Origin of the sequence: Psychrobacillus sp. MER TA 171 (genome assembly GCF_023713305.1) — a bacterium.
Taxonomy (GTDB): Bacteria; Bacillota; Bacilli; order Bacillales_A; family Planococcaceae; genus Psychrobacillus.
Window position 1 is genome coordinate 25,136 of record NZ_JAMAWN010000027.1, and the last position, 18,803, is coordinate 43,938.

At 37.0% G+C, this 18,803-nt stretch carries 17 protein-coding genes; 13 read left to right on the forward strand and 4 right to left on the reverse strand.

Going from position 1 to position 18,803, the window contains the following annotated elements:
- The first annotated feature begins 390 nt into the window (after positions 1-390).
- Entirely contained in the window at positions 391-1,182 is a 792-nt protein-coding gene (gene spo0A, locus M3627_RS18075) for a sporulation transcription factor Spo0A (RefSeq protein ID WP_169358145.1), read from the forward strand.
- Between the two features lie 343 nt (positions 1,183-1,525).
- On the opposite strand, the gene M3627_RS18080 is transcribed toward spo0A, so the two are convergent.
- Positions 1,526-2,068, reverse strand: coding sequence for a hypothetical protein (locus M3627_RS18080; RefSeq protein WP_251556903.1), 543 nt, complete (start codon positions 2,066-2,068; stop codon positions 1,526-1,528).
- Between the two features lie 116 nt (positions 2,069-2,184).
- On the opposite strand from M3627_RS18080, the gene M3627_RS18085 reads away from it, so the two are divergent.
- From M3627_RS18085 to M3627_RS18095, 3 genes are all read left to right on the forward strand, one after another.
- On the forward strand, positions 2,185-2,361 hold the full coding sequence (locus M3627_RS18085; protein WP_251556905.1) for a sporulation initiation factor Spo0A C-terminal domain-containing protein: 177 nt from the start codon (positions 2,185-2,187) through the stop codon (positions 2,359-2,361).
- Between the two features lie 339 nt (positions 2,362-2,700).
- Positions 2,701-4,188 (forward strand): flagellar assembly protein A, encoded by a 1,488-nt coding sequence (locus M3627_RS18090; RefSeq protein ID WP_251556907.1) that lies wholly within the window; start codon positions 2,701-2,703, stop codon positions 4,186-4,188.
- Positions 4,181-4,906: a glycerophosphodiester phosphodiesterase gene (locus tag M3627_RS18095; protein WP_251556909.1), complete on the forward strand. Its 726-nt coding sequence runs from the start codon at positions 4,181-4,183 to the stop codon at positions 4,904-4,906. Before M3627_RS18090 ends, M3627_RS18095 begins: the two co-directional genes overlap by 8 nt.
- Before the next feature lie 208 nt (positions 4,907-5,114).
- On the opposite strand, the gene M3627_RS18100 is transcribed toward M3627_RS18095, so the two are convergent.
- Entirely contained in the window at positions 5,115-5,366 is a 252-nt protein-coding gene (locus M3627_RS18100; protein ID WP_169358149.1) for a DUF2627 family protein, read from the reverse strand.
- A gap of 129 nt (positions 5,367-5,495) precedes the next feature.
- On the opposite strand from M3627_RS18100, the gene M3627_RS18105 reads away from it, so the two are divergent.
- The 7 genes from M3627_RS18105 to M3627_RS18135 all read left to right on the forward strand — a co-directional run bounded on the left by M3627_RS18105 (position 5,496) and on the right by M3627_RS18135 (position 14,973).
- On the forward strand, positions 5,496-7,514 hold the full coding sequence (locus M3627_RS18105) for a sigma 54-interacting transcriptional regulator (protein ID WP_169358150.1): 2,019 nt from the start codon (positions 5,496-5,498) through the stop codon (positions 7,512-7,514).
- Positions 7,515-7,596: 82 nt separating this feature from the next.
- Complete coding sequence (gene bcd, locus M3627_RS18110) at positions 7,597-8,691, forward strand: branched-chain amino acid dehydrogenase (protein WP_251556911.1); 1,095 nt, start codon at positions 7,597-7,599, stop codon at positions 8,689-8,691.
- Between the two features lie 85 nt (positions 8,692-8,776).
- On the forward strand, positions 8,777-10,207 hold the full coding sequence (gene lpdA, locus M3627_RS18115) for a dihydrolipoyl dehydrogenase (protein WP_251556913.1): 1,431 nt from the start codon (positions 8,777-8,779) through the stop codon (positions 10,205-10,207).
- Between the two features lie 18 nt (positions 10,208-10,225).
- Positions 10,226-11,236 carry a thiamine pyrophosphate-dependent dehydrogenase E1 component subunit alpha gene (locus M3627_RS18120; protein WP_251556914.1) on the forward strand — a complete coding sequence of 337 codons (1,011 nt, stop codon included), beginning with the start codon at positions 10,226-10,228 and terminating at the stop codon, positions 11,234-11,236.
- Positions 11,236-12,219 carry an alpha-ketoacid dehydrogenase subunit beta gene (locus tag M3627_RS18125; protein ID WP_251556915.1) on the forward strand — a complete coding sequence of 328 codons (984 nt, stop codon included), beginning with the start codon at positions 11,236-11,238 and terminating at the stop codon, positions 12,217-12,219. Before M3627_RS18120 ends, M3627_RS18125 begins: the two co-directional genes overlap by 1 nt.
- A gap of 50 nt (positions 12,220-12,269) precedes the next feature.
- A complete protein-coding gene (locus M3627_RS18130) occupies positions 12,270-13,586 on the forward strand; it encodes a dihydrolipoamide acetyltransferase family protein (RefSeq protein WP_251556916.1) in 1,317 nt (438 codons plus the stop codon).
- A gap of 394 nt (positions 13,587-13,980) precedes the next feature.
- Entirely contained in the window at positions 13,981-14,973 is a 993-nt protein-coding gene (locus M3627_RS18135; protein ID WP_251556917.1) for an LLM class flavin-dependent oxidoreductase, read from the forward strand.
- An 86-nt stretch (positions 14,974-15,059) separates the two neighbouring features.
- On the opposite strand, the gene M3627_RS18140 is transcribed toward M3627_RS18135, so the two are convergent.
- A complete protein-coding gene (locus tag M3627_RS18140; RefSeq protein ID WP_251556918.1) occupies positions 15,060-15,692 on the reverse strand; it encodes a CPBP family intramembrane glutamic endopeptidase in 633 nt (210 codons plus the stop codon).
- A gap of 226 nt (positions 15,693-15,918) precedes the next feature.
- On the opposite strand from M3627_RS18140, the gene M3627_RS18145 reads away from it, so the two are divergent.
- Positions 15,919-16,278 (forward strand): YolD-like family protein, encoded by a 360-nt coding sequence (locus M3627_RS18145; RefSeq protein WP_169358158.1) that lies wholly within the window; start codon positions 15,919-15,921, stop codon positions 16,276-16,278.
- Positions 16,279-16,408: 130 nt separating this feature from the next.
- On the opposite strand, the gene M3627_RS18150 is transcribed toward M3627_RS18145, so the two are convergent.
- The gene (locus M3627_RS18150; protein WP_251556920.1) at positions 16,409-17,290 is read right to left on the reverse strand and encodes a LysR family transcriptional regulator; all 882 of its coding nucleotides are present in this window, start codon (positions 17,288-17,290) and stop codon (positions 16,409-16,411) included.
- Between the two features lie 103 nt (positions 17,291-17,393).
- Between M3627_RS18150 and M3627_RS18155 the strand changes: the two genes are divergently transcribed.
- Complete coding sequence (locus M3627_RS18155) at positions 17,394-18,464, forward strand: citrate/2-methylcitrate synthase (protein ID WP_251556921.1); 1,071 nt, start codon at positions 17,394-17,396, stop codon at positions 18,462-18,464.
- The last annotated feature ends 339 nt before the right edge of the window (positions 18,465-18,803 follow it).

Below are 18,803 nucleotides of genomic sequence, written 5' to 3' on the forward strand. Positions count from 1 at the left end.
TTCTGAAAACCTATGGATAAAAAAACATAGGCGGCTTGCGCTTTTCTATTTTGTCTAGCGCAAGCAGCCTTGCCCCTCGGGGTCAAATGGATAAAAGGTGCTTCTGCGCAAGCTTGTCGCAAACAAGAGCGTTTGTGGTGGCTGAGGGACTGCCTCCTCGCTTTTTCCCATTTGCCTGTCGGGGCAGAAATAGGCGCTTGCGCTTTTCTTGTATAAAAGCTTAAAATGTAAATAACTATAATTCGACAAATGAGAAAAAAAGATTTACAATTTGTCATAATACCTCGGAATCGTAATAGGAAAGAATCATTTTGAAAATTAATAAAGGAAGTAGGGAAAAATTAGCGAATAGTAATTATGTAAAAACTTACAAAAGGTGGATGAATTTTAATGGAGAAAATAAAAGTAGCAATAGTCGATGATAACAAAGATCTAATACGGACAATGGATTCATATTTTGAACAACACCCTGAAATTGAGGTTATTGGTACCGCGTATAATGGGAAATTATGTTTGGAAATGTTAGAAAATATTAAACCAGACGTTTTATTGTTAGATATAATCATGCCACACCTTGATGGAATTGCTGTATTAGACTCACTCCAAAAAAATGATAAGCTAAAGGGATTACAGGTTATTATGCTAACTGCTTTTGGCCAGGAAGATGTGATGAAACAAGCAGTGGACTTAGGTGCCTCTTATTTTATGCTAAAGCCTTTTGAATTTGACCGTCTTGTAACACAGATTATTCAAGTCGCTGGAAGACAGGGATCCATGCAGGAAGCGCCAGTTAAGTCAAACCCGGAAAAAGAAGCTTTACAAAACAAGCGAATGATTGATAATACCATTACAAATGTTATTAAAGAAATGGGTGTTCCCGCGCATATTAAAGGATATTCCTATCTCCGAGAAGCAATTCAAATGGTGTATTCAGATATTGAGCTGCTTGGATCAATTACGAAAGTTTTATATCCTGAGATAGCAAAGAAATTCCAAACAACACCTTCACGTGTAGAACGCGCTATTCGCCATGCGATTGAAGTAGCATGGAACAGAGGTAACTATGAAACTATTTCTAAAATGTTTGGATATACTGTCCATCACTTAAAATCTAAACCTACTAATAGTGAATTCATCGCGATGATCGCAGATAAAATTCGCATGGAGAACATGGCTAGCTGAAAGGGTTAGGAATCACGGTTTGACGGGATGTACAAACCAACCAACTTCTGAAATATTAACTTGATCTGTACTTCAAAGCCTATAAACTAATATCAACAAAGCCAACGAATTATTTGATTCGCTGGTTTTTTTGTATTTTTAAAAAAAGGACGAAAAATATGAAAATCACAGAATTAGAATTTTATTTGGAAGATTTTCTGACGTAGTAAAGAACTAATCTATTTGAAGGAGGAGTTTTTATTTGATTCTCCCTAAAAGGTGAAGTTTAAAAAATCATACCTCTGATAATACCTTCCATTTTAAAAAAACACTACAAAGGTAAAACCCTTGCAGTGTCAATTCATCATTTCCAATAGAATGGTGGAAATCCACACTCTTTATATATTTCATTGTAATCAGCAAAACAATATTCACCAAATTCATCTAGATCTTTATATTCATCTAGGACTTTTCTAAGTTCTACAAAAAGTTCCTTATCAACTTCAACAAATGAATCTTCAAATCGTTTTTGAATATCCAACTTTATTAAAAACCTTATCAAGTCCTCATATAGTAACGGATAATCTTTTTTTATACTTTCTTTATTTTCTAAGAATGATTTAATGTAATCTTCGAAAAGATAAATTTTATTTGAATCAGCATATCCATATTCTTCTCTTTCTTTAAGTGGTGCGAAGACAGTACCCGTTCCCTGCCACGTTTTTCCAAGACCAGACCAAAAGATAATAAGAGAACACTTACGTAATTCGGGATCAGGATGATTAAAATATTTAAAGTAATCGTCATAATATTCGTGTCTCCATTGGCCGTGCATATCAAATAAAAAGTCGCCTTCTTCAATACCTCGTAATATCTTTTTAGCTTTTTCAATTGGAGTTAGTGACATTGGGTTTCTTCCTCTCATCTTCGATATTTAGGTAAATTAAGGGAATATTATTATAACATAATCATACTTGGTGTCACCTTATTGGGCTGACTTCTTATATATAACCTGTAATTTTTTTGCCATCTATAGTTGAGAAGGCAGTTTTACTTCTGCATAACTCATGTGATCAAAAATATGACAATATCATAGGAGTCCAAGTGTACATATCTAAACCTACTAATAGTGAATTCATCGCGATGATCGTTGATAGTATTATGGATATTTCCGTAGAAATAGATACTTTTTTTGGCTAAAATGAAAATAATTCATAATTGAAAATTATTGTGATAAAATGAGATTAACTAACTAATTTCCAGAAAATTCATGGTATTATCCGACTTAATCATATATATTAAATAAGTATAATGATTTGTTTTTCGAATAGTCATTAAGACTCAGGTGATTTTAAAAGTAAGTGTCTTTCATCTGAATTTAGATCTCAAATTTAAGGGAGTCATTTCAAAATACATGAAGTAAGTAGTTAAGATAATATGGAATGGGTGAGAAACTTGATAATAGAAGATAATGATCACATAACCTTGTCTGTAAAGGATGGTAAGGTTTTTCTTTTTACCAAAAGAGAAGGATACAGTTTGAAAAAATTTGAAGAATATCCTCGAAAAAATCCTCGCTTTAAAATTACAAGCTTTATGACATTAAAAAAAGCACTCTCGGCTAAGTCTACGGAACCAATAGAAATCGGAAATTGGATTGATTTGGTTGAGTTAGATGTTAGCTTAGACTATATGCAGGCACTTATAACCGTTAATGAATCAAAAAGCTATATTGAAGAAAATATAATAGAAGTACAATCTCAAATACATATTGCATTAGAAAAAAATAATATTACATATGGCAAAAAAAACATAGATATATTGTCTTTAAAACCCGGAAAACCGTTCATTATTGCTCAAGGTACACCATCTCAGAAAGGTTTAGATGCACAAGTAAGCTATTTAGCGCAGGCTGAAAAAAAACCGGTTATTAATGAAGATGGTAAAGCAGATTATTTTGATATGAATTTTTTAAAAGAAATCCATGAGGGCTCATGGTTAGGAGAGAAAATACCCGCTAAAGAAGGGGGGGATGGGACGAATGTATATGGGGAAACTGTTAAAGCAGCTCCTGGAGACGATATCACCCTTAAATATGATCCCAAGACAGCCTACGAAATAGAGGAGGGAGGAAAAATTGTACTTCGCTCGAAAACAAAAGGTGTAATTGGAGAAGTAAATGGGGTTCTCTCTGTATTAAAGCATTTGGTAGTTGACGGAGATGTCGGTATAGAAACAGGAAATTTGAAATTCGATGGATCAATTCAAGTGAAAGGCTCTGTAATGGCTGGCTATTCAGTAATTGCTTCTGGAGATGTGTCTATTGAAGGGAAAGATGGCGTTAATTCAGCTGAACTGATCAAGTCTGCTGAAGGAGATGTCTTTATAAAAGGAGGCATTTTCGGACGGGGAGTAACAAAGGTGGAAGCTCATAATAATATATATCTTAAACATGCAAATGAATGTACATTAGACGCAAAGGAAAATATACATATCGGTTTCTATGCCCTTGGTGTTTCTATGTTTGCCAATGAAATTATATTGGACGAACGTAAGGGGAAGATTATTGGTGGAAAAGCTGTGGCAGTTCATTCGATTACTACTGCATATAGTAGTAATAGTATGGAAAGGAAGACAGAGTTAATTGTACAGGGGATCGATCGAAAAATTTTAACTGAAAATGCAAAGATGCTAGCAGAAAAAATAGTACAGCATCAAGAAGAATCGACTAAATTAAACTATCAAATCAGTCAGCTAGGTCAGTTCAAAGGCAAAATGACAACGCAACAAAATGGAATGTATGAACAGGTTAAACAAAAATATAATCTGCTACAGCAAGAAATGAAAGAAGCTGATAAGGAAATCCAACGAATTTTAAGAATGCTAAGAAGTAAAGCGGAATACTATGTGAATGTTACAAAAGAAGCTAATCCGGGTACCTATATACAAATAGGTAATAAATCTACCTTCGTAGCAAGTACTACAAAAGGAAAATTTAAGTTAGAAAATGGGGAGTTAAATGTCTAATATACCTGTATACGCTCATAGAGGTGGAGCGACAAAGTATGTAGAGAATTCTTTAAAGTCTTTTGAAGCTGCAAGTAAAATAGGTGTAGATGGTATTGAAATGGACCTACAGCTTTCAGCAGATGGAATTGCTTTCGTGACCCATGATATAGACTTTTTTAGACTAGCTGGTATCAATAAAAGAATCACTGATATGGCAGCGGAGGAAATTCTTAAGCTAAAGCTCGGGAAAACAATTGTGCGCAGATTTTTATATTCACGAGTGTTGAGCTTAGAGGATTTTCTTACATTTTTTAAGCAAACAAATATGAAGTTAAACGTGGAATTCAAGGAATCCTTTCTTGGCAAAACCGAAAAAATTGAAGAGGTTGTCTATAAGACCGAGGCTATTAAGGATGTGCATTATTCTTCCTTTGAAGAAAGCATTCTAGAAGTTATTCAAAGAATGCCTATAAAAACAAAAACAGCTTTCATTGGTAAAAAGAGTTCTAGTTGGGATCAGATATTGTCTAACCGGAACTATGAGGCAATACATCTTAACAAAAAGTTTTACGGGACTGACCTGATGAACAAGATTTGGGATGCCGGATTTCCCATGCGTTTTTATAACATTAAGGGTACCGAGAAATATTTGATAAATCCTCATGAGGCGGTTATTGGCTGGATCACGGATTATCCAAGGAAAGTAATCGAACAGCAAAATCGGACCAAAAGATAAATAACTTTGCTAAAATGAGTATTGAACTCGTTATACTATGTCGAATAAGGGTGAATGCCCCAAATATGAGCTCTTTAAGCAAAAAAAGACACTCTCTGTTCATTTTGGACAGAGAGTGTCTTTTTTTTAACGTTATTTTTTTATTTGATACTTCATCAATAGATAAAGACTAGCTGTGGACACTGATCAGGCTATTTGAGTGCGTTAATTATAAGTCATTGTCCTTTTTCTTTTGAAATCGTGGAGCAACTTTTCCATTTTTTCTATCTCTATTGAGTAGAAATCCTGCGAAAAATCCTAAACCTAAAACTGTAAATAGAAGACCACAAATAAACTGTACCGCTAATCCACCAAGTGGAAGTATTTGTAGACCAAAAAATGTATCTCTCATCAGTTTGATTCCAAATGCTGCTAAAATTCCAGGTATTAATAATACGATTAAAGCCAATAAACGAGCCACTTTTTTCACTCCTGTTCTCTACTATTTTAATTTTACATCCAAGTTTAGGATTGTCAATGTCAGAAAGTTACGGTATGATATAGAAGAAATGCAATAAGTTGCAGAAAAAAAGTGGGGGTGTGCATATTTTTGCAAAACATACTCATTGTAGGTGCTGGTAACGGTGGATATGCACTTCTCAAATTAATAGAGCAGGCAGATTACCTTCAGGTTACTGCTATTGTTGATATTAATGATGAGGCTCCTGGAATGATCTACGCTAAACAACAAAATATACCAACCTATTCAGAATGGAAAAGCTTGTTAAGCAATGATATTCAAATCATTATTGATGTGACTGGTCGAAAGGAAGTTTTCTATGAATTACTTCAAAATAGGCCGGCTACAGCTGTACTGATTCCTGGCGAGATAGCCAACTTAATCGTTACATTAATAGAAGAGAAAAACAAATATATTCAAATTATTGATCAGAAAAAAGCATTACAGGAACTCATTTTTAATTCTATTGAAGAAGGAATGATTGGCATTAATAGCCAAGGTATTGTTAACTTTTTCAATAAGAGTGCCGAAAGAATGACCTCAATTCTTGTTGAGGATGCCCTAGGTAAGCATGTAGCAGATGTAATCTCTTTAAGTGAATTACCGAGAATATTTGAAACTGGCAAGATTGAGCTTCACAAAGAACTTACTCTTGAAAGCGGTACCAAAATAGTCACTTCTCGATACCCGATGGTAAACGAAGAAGGAAAAAGAATTGGTGCTTTTGCGGTTTTTAAGGATATCTCTGAGGTCGTTCGTCTTGCAGAGGAAGTTACTAACCTTACGGAAATTCAAAAAATGCTCGAGGCTATCATTTACTCAAGTGATGATGCAATTTCGGTAGTGGATGAAGAAGGAAAAGGTATATTGATAAATCCCGCATACACTCGTATCACTGGATTTAGTGAAGAAGAGGTAATAGGAAAGCCGGCTACTGCCGACATTTCGGAGGGCGAAAGTATACATTTAAAGGTCCTTCAATCTAAAAAACCTATTAGAGGTGTCAATCTTCGAGTTGGAAAACAAGAAAAGGACGTTATTGTTAATGTAGCTCCAATTATTGTGAATAACCAGTTAAAGGGTAGTGTCGGTGTTATTCACGATATGACTGAAATGCGAGGTTTAATGAAGGAATTAGATCGCGCAAGAACTATTATCAGAACACTAGAATCAACTTATTCATTTGAAGACATAGTCGGGACTTCAGATGAGATTAATTTAGCAATAGAACAAGCTAAACTAGCAGCTAACGTTCCAATTACCGTCCTTTTAAGGGGAGAGGTCGGTGCAGGAAAGGATTTGTTTGCTCATGCCATTCATGGAGAAAGTGGGCGTTCAAGCTATCCTTTTATCCGAGTTAATTGCAGTTCTTTAGAGGAACATCTTTTAGAACGTGAATTATTTGGATATGAGGAAGATGGCATCAAATATCCTGGTAAATTAGAAGAAGCATATAAAGGCACGGTTTTCTTAGATGAAGTTGGTGAGTTGACTAAGAAAACTCAAGCTAAGCTCCTACAGGTTTTGCGAGATAATATTATCATACCTATCGGGGCCACAACCCCGAAGCAGGTTGATGTTCGTATCATTGCTGCAAGTAGTCTTAACTTGGAAAAGGCAATGAGAGATGGCACCTTTAGGGAGGATTTCTATTTTCAGTTAAATAGAATGCCGATTTATATACCTTCTTTACGACAAAGGAAAAAGGATATTCCGCTTCTTGCAGAACGATTGCTCGTTAAACTTAACCAAGAATTTGGGAGAAACATTGAAGGATTTTCAGAGGAAGCTCTCGAAACCTTATGTCTTTACGATTGGCCAGGTAATGTCAGAGAGTTAGAGAATATTATTAGCCGCTCCATGATTTTTCTTCAATCGAATGAACGATTAGTAGATGAACAGCATTTACCAAAATCGATGCTCCAGTTGTCACAAGGGGAGGATGAAGATTCGATTGCTCCACTTGCGGACCAAATGGATGAAATGGAGAAAAGAGTACTCGCCCAAGCGCTTAAAATTTGCGATGGCAATAAGTCACAAGCAGCTAAAAAGTTAAGTATTTCTCTTCGCTCATTATATTACAAACTAGAAAAACACAATCTGGTGTAAAAGGAAAGTGTTCACGTAAATAGGGGTATTTACTATAAATCATTTATACAAGCACCAATTTAACTACTAGGAGGAACTACAAATGGAAATCTTTAAATATATGGAAACTTATGATTATGAACAATTAGTATTTTGCCAAGACAAAACTTCAGGACTTAAAGCGATTATTGCTATTCATGATACGACATTAGGACCGGCTCTTGGTGGTACTCGTATGTGGAATTATGCTTCGGAAGAAGAAGCAATTGAGGATGCTCTTCGTCTTGCTAAAGGTATGACTTATAAAAATGCGGCAGCAGGACTTAATCTTGGTGGAGGAAAAACTGTAATTATTGGTGATCCATTAAAAGATAAAAATGAAGAAATGTTCCGTGCATTTGGACGTTTCATCCAGGGGTTAAATGGACGTTATATTACAGCGGAAGACGTAGGTACTACGGTTGCAGATATGGACCTTATCCATGAAGAAACAAACTACGTAACTGGTATTTCTGAGGCGTTTGGTTCTTCAGGTAACCCATCTCCTGTAACAGCTTATGGTGTTTACGTTGGGATGAAAGCTGCAGCTAAAGAAGCATTTGGTTCTGATTCATTAGAAGGAAAAACAATTGCCGTACAAGGTGTTGGAAATGTTGCTTATACGCTATGTGAATTCCTACATGAAGAAGGAGCAAAATTGATCGTTGCTGATATTAACCAAAAATCGGTGGATCGTGCAGTAGAAGCATTCGGTGCAGTACAAGTCGGAACAGATGAAATTTACTCACAGGACGTAGATATCTTTGCTCCTTGTGCACTTGGAGCAATTATTAACGACGCTACGATTCCACAGTTGAAAGCTAAAGTAATTGCTGGTTCAGCTAACAACCAATTGAAAGATACTACACATGGCGACATCATTCATGAAATGGGTATCGTTTATGCACCAGATTACGTTATTAACTCTGGTGGAGTGATCAATGTAGCAGATGAATTATATGGTTACAACCATGACCGTGCGATGAAACGCGTGGCAGGTATCTATGACAAAATTGAACGTATTTTTGAAATTTCAAAACGTGACGGGATTCCAACTTATGTTGCTGCTGACCGTTTAGCTGAAGAGCGCATCGCGCGTGTAAGCAAATCTCGTAGTCAATTTCTACAAAACGGAAAACATATTTTAAATGGCCGTTAATCAATAATTATATCCTAGCAGCAAATTGGCCGACTTTATAGATTTTTTGTAAAGCGGCCTTCTTATTTGGAAGGAGAGGATTTATTTGGCAAAAGAATACGACGTAGTAATTATTGGCGGAGGAACTGGTGGGTATGTAGCTGCCATTCGTTCAGCTCAATTAGGTTTAAAAACAGCTATTGTTGAAAAAGGCAAACTAGGTGGTACTTGTTTACATAAAGGTTGTATTCCAAGTAAAGCTTTACTTCGAAGTGCGGAGGTTTTTTCTACTACTAAAAATCATGCGGCCGACTTTGGCGTAAATACGAGTGAAGTAACATTAGATTTTAGTAGAGTGCAAGCCCGTAAGGAATCCATTGTGAACCAATTATTCCAAGGAGTTCAGGGATTGATGAAAAAAGGCAAGATTGATGTGTATGAAGGAACAGGCAGAATGCTCGGGCCATCTATTTTCTCTCCGTCTCCTGGGGGGACCGTCTCGGTTGAGATGAACAATGGTGAAGAAAATGAAATGCTTATCCCGAAAAATGTAGTCATTGCCACTGGTTCACGCCCTCGCTCTTTGCCAGGTTTGTCAATAGATGGATCTCTAGTGATGACTTCGGATGAAGCGTTAGCAATGACAGAGCTACCTAAGTCTATTCTCATAGTTGGTGGAGGAGTTATCGGTATAGAATGGGCATCCATGCTAAACGACTTTGGAGTAGAAGTAACAGTAATCGAATACGCTGATCGAATTATTCCTACGGAAGACAAAGATATTTCCAAAGAAATGCAAAAGCTTCTAGGGAAAAAGGGGATCACATTTGCAACAAATGCAAAAGTACTTCCAGATACTTTAGATACAGCAGACAACGTAGTTACTATATCTGCTGAAGTTAATGGGGAAACTCAATCATTTACTGCTGAGAAAATGCTTGTATCTGTTGGTAGACAAGCAAACACAGAAGGTATTGGTATAGAAAATACAGATATCGTGATTGAAAATGGATTTATTCAGGTTTCTGACACATTTCAAACAAAAGAATCTCATATATATGCAATTGGCGATGTAATTGGTGGACTTCAATTGGCACATGTAGCAAGCCATGAGGGGATTACAGCGATAGAGCATATTGCTGGAGAAGACATAATTCCAATGGATTACAATCTTGTATCTCGCTGTATTTATGCAAGTCCTGAAAGCTCAAGTGTTGGAATTACAGAGCAACGGGCAAAAGAAAAGGGATTTGATGTAAAAGTAGGCAAGTTCTCTTTTAAAGCAATTGGTAAGGCTCTTGTATACGGTGAATCGGATGGCTTTGTTAAAATTGTGGCAGATAAGGCAACCAATGATATTTTAGGAGTTCATATGATTGGACCTCACGTCACAGATATGATTTCAGAAGCTGGTTTGGCTATGGTTCTAGATGCTACTCCTTGGGAAATGGCACATACAATTCATCCACATCCAACCTTAAGTGAAATAATGGGAGAAGCAGCGTTAGCTGTTGATGGTAAAGCGATTCATATGTAAAAAAAGGGGGATCTCTATATGACAAACAATCGTCATAAGGAATTAGGGTTATCAAATGAAGATGTATTAAAAATGTTCGAGACGATGTTAATGGCGCGCCGTATTGATGAGCGTATGTGGCTGTTAAACCGTGCAGGTAAAATTCCATTCGTTATCTCTTGTCAGGGACAAGAGGCAGCTCAGGTAGGGGCGGCATTTGCTTTAGATAATACAAAGGATTATATCGCTCCTTACTATCGAGATATGGGGGTAGTTTTACATTTCGGTATGACTCCAAAAGATTTAATGCTATCAGCATTTGCTAAAGCAGAGGATCCAAACTCTGGCGGTCGTCAAATGCCAGGACATTTTGGGCAAAAGAAAAATCGTATTTTAACAGGCTCATCACCAGTTACAACGCAGCTACCTCATGCTGTTGGTGTTGCTTTAGCTGCCAAGATTGAAAAGAAAGACTTCATTACCTTTGTTACATTAGGAGAAGGTTCATCTAACCAAGGAGATTTCCATGAAGGCTTAAATTTTGCAGGAGTACATCATTTACCTTGTATAACAATGGTGGAAAACAATAAATATGCGATATCAGTTCCTTTTGAGCGTCAGGTTGCTAGTAAAAATGTTGCAGACCGCGCGAGTAGCTACGGAATGCCAGGCGTAACGGTGGATGGTAAAGATCCAATCGAGGTATACAGAGTAGTAAAAGAAGCTGCTGACCGCGCAAGAAACGGAGAAGGACCAAGTCTTATAGAAGCCGTTACTTACCGTTTGACAGCTCATTCATCAGATGACGATGATAGACAATACCGTACGGCAGAAGACATTGCAGAAGGAAAAGCTTTAGATCCTATTATTACATTTGCAAAGTATTTAAGAGATTTAGATATTCTTTCTACCGATTTAGAAAAAGAGATCAATGACCGCATTATGAAGGAAGTAAATGAGGCAACTGATTATGCAGAGGCTGCACCATATGCTGCTCCAGAAGATGCATTAAAACATGTTTATGCTGAAAAAGACGGGGGGAACGCATAATGGCAATCATGTCTTATATTGATGCAATAACACTTGCAATGAAGGAAGAAATGACCCGCGATGAGCGCGTTTTCGTTCTTGGGGAAGATGTTGGTCGTAAGGGTGGCGTGTTCAAAGCAACAAACGGACTTTACGATGAATTCGGTGAATATAGAGTGTTAGATACACCACTTGCAGAATCAGCTATTGCGGGTGTAGGAATCGGAGCTGCCATGTATGGTCTTCGTCCAATCGCAGAAATGCAATTTGCAGATTTTATCATGCCTGCAGTTAACCAAATTATCTCGGAGGCATCTCGTATTCGCTACCGCTCTAACAATGACTGGACTTGTCCAATCGTATTTCGTGCTCCTTTTGGTGGGGGTATTCATGGTGCTCTCTATCACTCTCAATCTGTAGAGGCTATCTTTGCTAACCAGCCAGGTCTAAAAATAGTTATTCCTTCTACTCCGTATGATGCGAAAGGATTGTTAAAAGCAGCTATTCGTGATGAGGACCCGGTTATGTTTTTTGAACACAAGCGTGCTTATCGCCTTATTAAAGGAGAAGTTCCGGACGACGATTATACGATTGAAATTGGTAAGGCAGACGTAAAGCGTGAAGGGGAAGATATTACGGTTATTACTTATGGATTAGCTGTCCATTTCGCACTTCAAGCTGCAGAACGCTTAGAAAAAGACGGTATTTCAGCTCATATTTTAGATTTACGTACAATTTACCCGTTAGACAAAGATTCAATTATAGAAGCTGCTTCTAAAACAGGTAAAGTATTACTTGTAACGGAGGATAACAAAGAAGGTAGTATTATTAGTGAGGTAGCAGCGGTTATTGCAGAAAATTGCTTGTTTGACTTAGATGCTCCGATTATGCGCCTTGCAGGTCCTGATGTTCCAGCTATGCCATATGCGCCTACCATGGAAAAATTCTTTATGATTAATCCAGACAAAGTCGAAAAAGCAATGCGTGAGCTGGCGGAATATTAAGCTAATGGAAAAACGCCTAAGCAAATTTGATCTATAAAGGAGGAACCCATATGGCACTAGAACAAATTAAAATGCCTCAGCTTGGGGAAAGTGTAACCGAGGGGACAATCGAAAAATGGTTAGTAAAACCAGGCGATCATGTCAATAAGTATGACGCACTTGCTGAGGTTAATACAGATAAAGTTACTGCAGAAGTACCTTCTTCCTTCACGGGAGTTATTAAAGAACTAATTGCCAATGAAGGAGATACACTTGCAGTAGGAGAAATCGTTTGTACGATTGAAACAGAAGGAGGCTCTTCTGAAGAAATCGTAGAGGTAAAGGAAGCTGCGCCTGAAGAACCAACTGCTGAAACGGTTAAACCTGCTGAGGTGAATAAACATGCACAGTCAGCGCCAGCAGACCGTGCAAAAGGAGCAAAAGCTCGTTACTCACCAGCAGTCCTAAAACTTTCTCAGGAACATAACATCGACCTTTCCTTAGTGACTGGTACTGGTAATGAAGGAAGAATTACTCGTAAAGATTTACTTAAAATAATAGAAAGTGGAGACATTCCACAAACAGCTCCAGCTAGCGAGGCTAAGGTGGAGGAAAAAGCGGCTATAGCTTCTGCTCCTACTAACACTCAAACAAAGCCAGCTGCTATTAATGTCCCAGTCGGAGCAGGTGACATCGAAATTCCAGTAACTGGTGTCCGTAAAGCAATTGCTGCAAATATGCTTCGTAGTAAGCATGAGGCACCTCACGCTTGGACGATGATTGAAGTAGATGTGACGAACCTAGTACAATACCGTGATTCGATTAAAAATGAATTTAAACAAAAAGAAGGCTTTAATGTTACTTATTTTGCATTCTTTGTGAAAGCAGTTGCACAAGCATTAAAAGAATTTCCAATGATGAATTCTATGTGGGCTGGCGACAAAATTATCCAAAAGAAAGACATCAATATTTCAATTGCAGTTGCAACAGATGATGCCTTATTTGTTCCGGTAATTAAGCATGCAGACGAAAAGACGATTAAAGGCATTGCTCGAGAAGTAATGGAGCTAGCTGGAAAAGTCCGCTCTGGTAAGCTAAAATCTGATGAAATGCAAGGTGGTACCTTCACTGTAAACAATACAGGTTCATTTGGCTCTGTTCAGTCGATGGGGATCATTAACTATCCACAAGCAGCAATTCTTCAGGTAGAGTCTATTGTAAAACGACCAGTAATTATGGAGGGCGGCATGATTGCAGCTAGAGATATGGTGAATCTATGCTTATCTCTTGATCATCGTGTATTAGATGGCCTAGTTTGTGGTCGTTTCTTGGCTCGTGTAAAAGAAATATTAGAAAACATTTCGAAAGAAAATACTTCATTATACTAAAATACACCTAGAGCTAGCAATAGGTGTCCAAAAATTAGATATAAATTGAGGGATGGTCTCGAGTGAGTGTTGACCGACCGATTTTTCGGGGTGACCGACCGATTATTCAGGGTGACCGACCGATTATCGGCTCGAACCAACCGATTATGTGTAAAAACCGACCGATTCCAATAAAAAAGTCCGCCAAGGCGGGCTTTTTTATCTGTTTAGGTGACACTTTCTTACCTGTAGGTGCGTGTCCGCTCTTTAGGTGTGGGGAGTCTCTTTTAAAGAGGCTCCCCTTATTATCTATTTAGGAAATTCCAAGACCCTTTCGTTTACTTTTTCTTACTATTTCTATAGCATTTAAATAGAAAGTAGAGAATGTATTGCAAACGAAGGAGCGAATATATATATGAAATTAAGTGTCTTAGATCAAGCACCGATCACTAAAGGAAATAATGCAATAGATGCATTGAAAAAAGCAGAAGAACTAGCAATTTTAGCTGATGAGCTCGGCTATCACCGAATGTGGATGGCGGAGCATCACGGAACAAGTGCTTTTGCAAGCTCAGCTCCAGAAATTATTGCTGCTCAACTTGCTGCGAAAACGACAAACCTTCGAATTGGAACGGGTGGAGTAATGATGATGCATTACTCAGCGCTTAAGCTGGCGGAGGTATTTAAAACGTTAAGTGCTTTTTCTCCAGGAAGAATTGACTTTGGAGTAGGACGTGCCCCGGGCGGGGACAACTATGCGATGTACGCTCTTTCAGAAGGACGTCCGCCTATGGTGAATAATTTATACGAAAAATTAGGAACAGCACTAGAGCTTTTAAATGATGAGGTTCCTGAGGACAGTGTCTATAATAGAACCATTGCTTCACCATCTAACGTCGTCCTTCCTGAAGCATGGCTGCTTGGATCTACTGGAAACAGTGCGATTAAGGCTGGACAGATGGGACTAGGTTATTCATTTGCTCAGTTCTTCCAGGGTGGGATGACTCCAACAATTTTAAATGCTTATCGTTCGAATTTTAAACCTTCAGCATTTATGGAAAAGCCAGAAATCAATGTAACCTATTTAGTAACTGCTGCAGAAACTAAGGAAGAGGCGGAATTTGAGGCGCTACCACAAGATATTTCTAGACTTTCACTTATGAAAGGACAGATTAGCCAGCTTATGACACCGGAAGAGGCACAAAATTATCCTTTAACAGAAATGGATCGGATGATGATTCAAGAAAACCGCAAAATCCACTTAGTAGGATCTGCAAAGGAAGTAGCTAATACTCTTCAAGAGGAGCAGGCATATTATGGCTTCGATGAAGTGATGATTTGTAGTATCCCACACTCTCAACAAAAGCGACTAGACGTTTACCGATTGCTAGCAAAAGAATTAATGTAATATGTATTCGAGGCTCTGCTATATGCAGGGCCTTTTTTAGTGTACTTTCTTTTGAGTTGCTATATAAAAATGCCTGCTGTAATCGGTTAAAAGAATAGAAATAGCTTTCCAGTATACAAGTTCCAGGTAGAATGAATAGCCATGGAGGGTAGAACGGACTTAGTTTTTATAGTTATACAAGCTAATACCACCCCTGCAATAAGTGAAAGGAATAGGTAGGCAGGATGGAAAAGAGAGAAAAATAACGAAGTAATAACTACAGCCCATACAGGCTTCACCACTTTCAATAGAGCAAATAGTAGTACCCCTCTAAAAAGAAGCTCCTCCCAAATTGGAGCTAAGATGACAGCATCTATTAAGGAAAGTTGGTTGGGACCCTCAAGCCAACCATTTTTATAATTAACGATAATACTTCGGTCCATTAAAATTTCATAATGAAAGCTTAACTTTAATATTAGGTAGGGGATCATAATTCCTACTAACATATATAGATATGTCCAAGAACTTTTAAATGGCTTGAAGTTTATTAAAGGTACAATTAAATTTCTAACCGAACTAAAACTAATGGATAATAAAATGAAAATAGTAAACCAAATAAATGTACCAAATCCGTTAAAAAGTTGATTATTAAAATAACTCACTCCATATCCTGTTAGCATAAGTAAAACGGCATACACAAAATTATTTAATGTATTACTATTTTTGTTAGTTGCAATCATCTTGATCTCCCTCTCTGTAATATAGAACCTACTATAAATTTAACATAAATATCCATTTTAAAAAACATTAATAATAATATTGCTGGCAATAATGGCGACTTTTTATTAAGCAATTACTTTCTTAAGGATAACTATTATGTAAAGGATTTTCATGCCTAGGTATAAATTGGCGGTTGTATTAAGAACGTGTGTTCTGTATAATAGTCAAAAAAGAAAGGTGATGGAGATGACTAATTTCGAGGAGTTTGATTTATCTAAAATACGTGATAGAGGCTCGAAAAAATGGGTGGCTATGATGTTGCCAGAACATGTAACAATGCTGAGAGACTATCATGAGGAGATAAAAAAAGTTCCACGCCCAGATCTAAACGAATTCGACTACGAGGCAATTCAGGAACAAATAGAAATTGCTATGAAAAGAAATGTAGATATAAAAGTTAAACGTTGGAAGGATGGAGAATTTTTATATCATCGTGGAACGATTCAATGGATTGATTTAAATAGGCGTGTTCTTGAGTTAGACGATCCCTATCGTTTTTATGAAGTAAAGATTGATGAAATAGTTGATGTCACTATTCTAGAGTAATTGTAGATAAAAGATGCTGATGTAGGTAATCAATAAAACAAAAACGTAAAAAACAGCAACTTTTTTACGTTTTTGTTTTGATTTGAAAGTGAAAGTATGAAGAAAGTTCCTGCTCATACATATGCTTATTTTACCCAAAATAATATTTGGAAATTTGGGATATAAACTCTTCTTCGAGCACCCCCTTCTTTTTAACAATTATAAATGTAGAAACTGTAGGCAGTTCAAACAAATCAAAATGTGGTTGCATCATCTTTCCCTCGATTAATTCTCGTCTCACAATAGAGTGAGGAAGAAAGGATATACCGAGTCCTTCTTGTATAAAGCGTTTAGTTATGTGTGCCTGCGTAACCTTCATCGTTCTTAATCCAACTACATGCTTATTCAGCTTTAATAACAGTTCATCCCAAAACACAGGATGATGGTGTGTAAAAAGATAATTTTTTTGAAGAATATCCTTAATATCTATTGGGGGTCCATTTTCTTCATCAAAACCATCGTATGGCATTAAAAATAGAATAGGATCCTCATAAATAGAAATAGATTCTATATTTTTTTTCTGAGAATCAATTGCTGATATTCCTATATTTACTTCACCTGTATCTACTAAATCCTCAATTAGATTGGATTCCTCTACCCGAATATTTATCTCTAAGTCTGGATGACGCTTTAAGAAAGTCTTTAAAAAGTAAGGAAGGATTGTCTCTGCCATAAGCGGAGAAATGGCAATAGTCCATTTTCGTCGATACCCTTGTGCGAATGCACGTACATTGTTGACGCTATGATCTGTTTGTTGGACAAGCCGCATAGCTTCTGGAAGAAAAAATTTACCAGCGTCTGAAAGAGAAACACGATTGTTTACTCGATCGAAAAGAGGGGTACCTAAATATTCTTCAAGCAATTTAATATGGACAGTTACACTAGGCTGAGAAACCATTAATTTTTCAGAGGCTTTTCGAAAGTTTAAGGTTTCTGCTGCTACACAAAATGTTTTTAACCAATGGTATTCCATATATACACCCACTCAATTAATTTTTTTAATTAATATAATTATATATATTTAATTTTTATTATCAATGTTTTGAAATATAATAAAGAAAAAGGAGGCGTTTCGTATGTTTCAAAAGGGACTAAAGGATGTAGTTGCCGTTCATACAAAAATTGCATCAGTTGACGGGGAGAAGGGTGAGCTTAGATACCGAGGTGTGAAGGTAGATGAGCTTATAAATGAAGGGACATTTGAAGATATCGCAAGCTTTTTATGGTCAGGGGAAAGAGCAAATACAAGTTTGGCATCATTAAAAGAATATAGAGTGTTACCAAATCATATAATCGCCATTATTGATGCTCTTCCAAGCGATGTTTCTTTAATGGATGCCATGAGAACAGCAATTTCTGCCTTTGCACATACAGAATTTAAGGAAAAAACGCTAGAGGAGCAGGCAGTAATTTTAACGGCTGCATTGCCAGTTATTATTGCAAGGCATTACCGAAATCAAAAAGGATTACCGATAGTTGAACCTAAACAAGAGCTTAACCATACAGCAAACTATTTATGGATGTTAAATGGGGAAGTGCCAACAGATGTACAAGTTGAAGCACTTGAAACTTATTTAAAGCTGACGATGGAGCATGGTTTGAATGCATCGACATTTGCTGCTCGAGTAACTATTTCAACCGAGTCAGACTTAACTGCAGCAGTAACATCAGCATTAGGAACAATGAAGGGACCATTGCATGGTGGTGCGCCTTCCGGAGTAATTTCACTACTCAATGAGTTTAAAAATCCTACAATGATTAGAGATATTGTAAGAGACAAGATTACGAGCGGTGAAAAAATTATGGGCTTTGGTCACCGCATCTATAAAACTGAAGACCCTCGATCTATTTTACTGAGAGATAAATGCCTTAATCTACAAGGGAAAGATCCTTGGCTAGACATAGCGACTATAGCTGAAAAGGAGATTATTGAGTTACTAGCAGAACATAAGCCGGGGCGTAAATTATACACAAATGTAGAATATTATGCTGCAGCGATCATGCGTTCAATTGACATGCCAGCGGAACTATTTACACCGACATTTAGTGCAGCAAGAATGGTTGGATGGACAGCACACGCAATTGAGCAAATTAGAGACAATACTATTTTCCGCCCACAATCCATTTATGTAGGGGAACTAAAATAAGTAAGAAACGTGGAGGTTCTTGACAGCTGTCAGGAACCTTTTTTATTTTGTATAAGAATAAATTAGTAAGTTCTTACAGTAAATAGTATAAAATGCATATTAATTTTGACTATTCTGATATAAAATGATAGGAGACATTTTATAAGAGGGAGGTTATAAATTTGTGAACCTCTTATTTTATTTATAAGTAACTATCTATTTGCTTTATATTCACAAGCCCAGTGGTAATATGTCAAGCGAAAAAAAGAAATGAATTGGAAATTACTTAAGTGATACTTTCCAAATGAACACTTTTTGCGCATACCAAATAAACCTCTCATTTTTCTGCTTTTAAAAAAG

What these genes read in the sequence shown, in the direction of transcription:
- spo0A (WP_169358145.1), top strand. Translation starts at nt 391, where the DNA reads ATGGAGAAAATAAAAGTAGCAATAGTCGATGATAACAAAGATCTAATA.
- M3627_RS18080 (WP_251556903.1), bottom strand. Translation starts at nt 2,068, where the DNA reads ATGTCACTAACTCCAATTGAAAAAGCTAAAAAGATATTACGAGGTATT.
- M3627_RS18095 (WP_251556909.1), top strand. Translation starts at nt 4,181, where the DNA reads ATGTCTAATATACCTGTATACGCTCATAGAGGTGGAGCGACAAAGTAT.
- bcd (WP_251556911.1), top strand. Translation starts at nt 7,597, where the DNA reads ATGGAAATCTTTAAATATATGGAAACTTATGATTATGAACAATTAGTA.
- M3627_RS18120 (WP_251556914.1), top strand. Translation starts at nt 10,226, where the DNA reads ATGACAAACAATCGTCATAAGGAATTAGGGTTATCAAATGAAGATGTA.
- M3627_RS18125 (WP_251556915.1), top strand. Translation starts at nt 11,236, where the DNA reads ATGGCAATCATGTCTTATATTGATGCAATAACACTTGCAATGAAGGAA.
- M3627_RS18130 (WP_251556916.1), top strand. Translation starts at nt 12,270, where the DNA reads ATGGCACTAGAACAAATTAAAATGCCTCAGCTTGGGGAAAGTGTAACC.
- M3627_RS18135 (WP_251556917.1), top strand. Translation starts at nt 13,981, where the DNA reads ATGAAATTAAGTGTCTTAGATCAAGCACCGATCACTAAAGGAAATAAT.
- M3627_RS18140 (WP_251556918.1), bottom strand. Translation starts at nt 15,692, where the DNA reads ATGATTGCAACTAACAAAAATAGTAATACATTAAATAATTTTGTGTAT.
- M3627_RS18145 (WP_169358158.1), top strand. Translation starts at nt 15,919, where the DNA reads ATGACTAATTTCGAGGAGTTTGATTTATCTAAAATACGTGATAGAGGC.
- M3627_RS18150 (WP_251556920.1), bottom strand. Translation starts at nt 17,290, where the DNA reads ATGGAATACCATTGGTTAAAAACATTTTGTGTAGCAGCAGAAACCTTA.
- M3627_RS18155 (WP_251556921.1), top strand. Translation starts at nt 17,394, where the DNA reads ATGTTTCAAAAGGGACTAAAGGATGTAGTTGCCGTTCATACAAAAATT.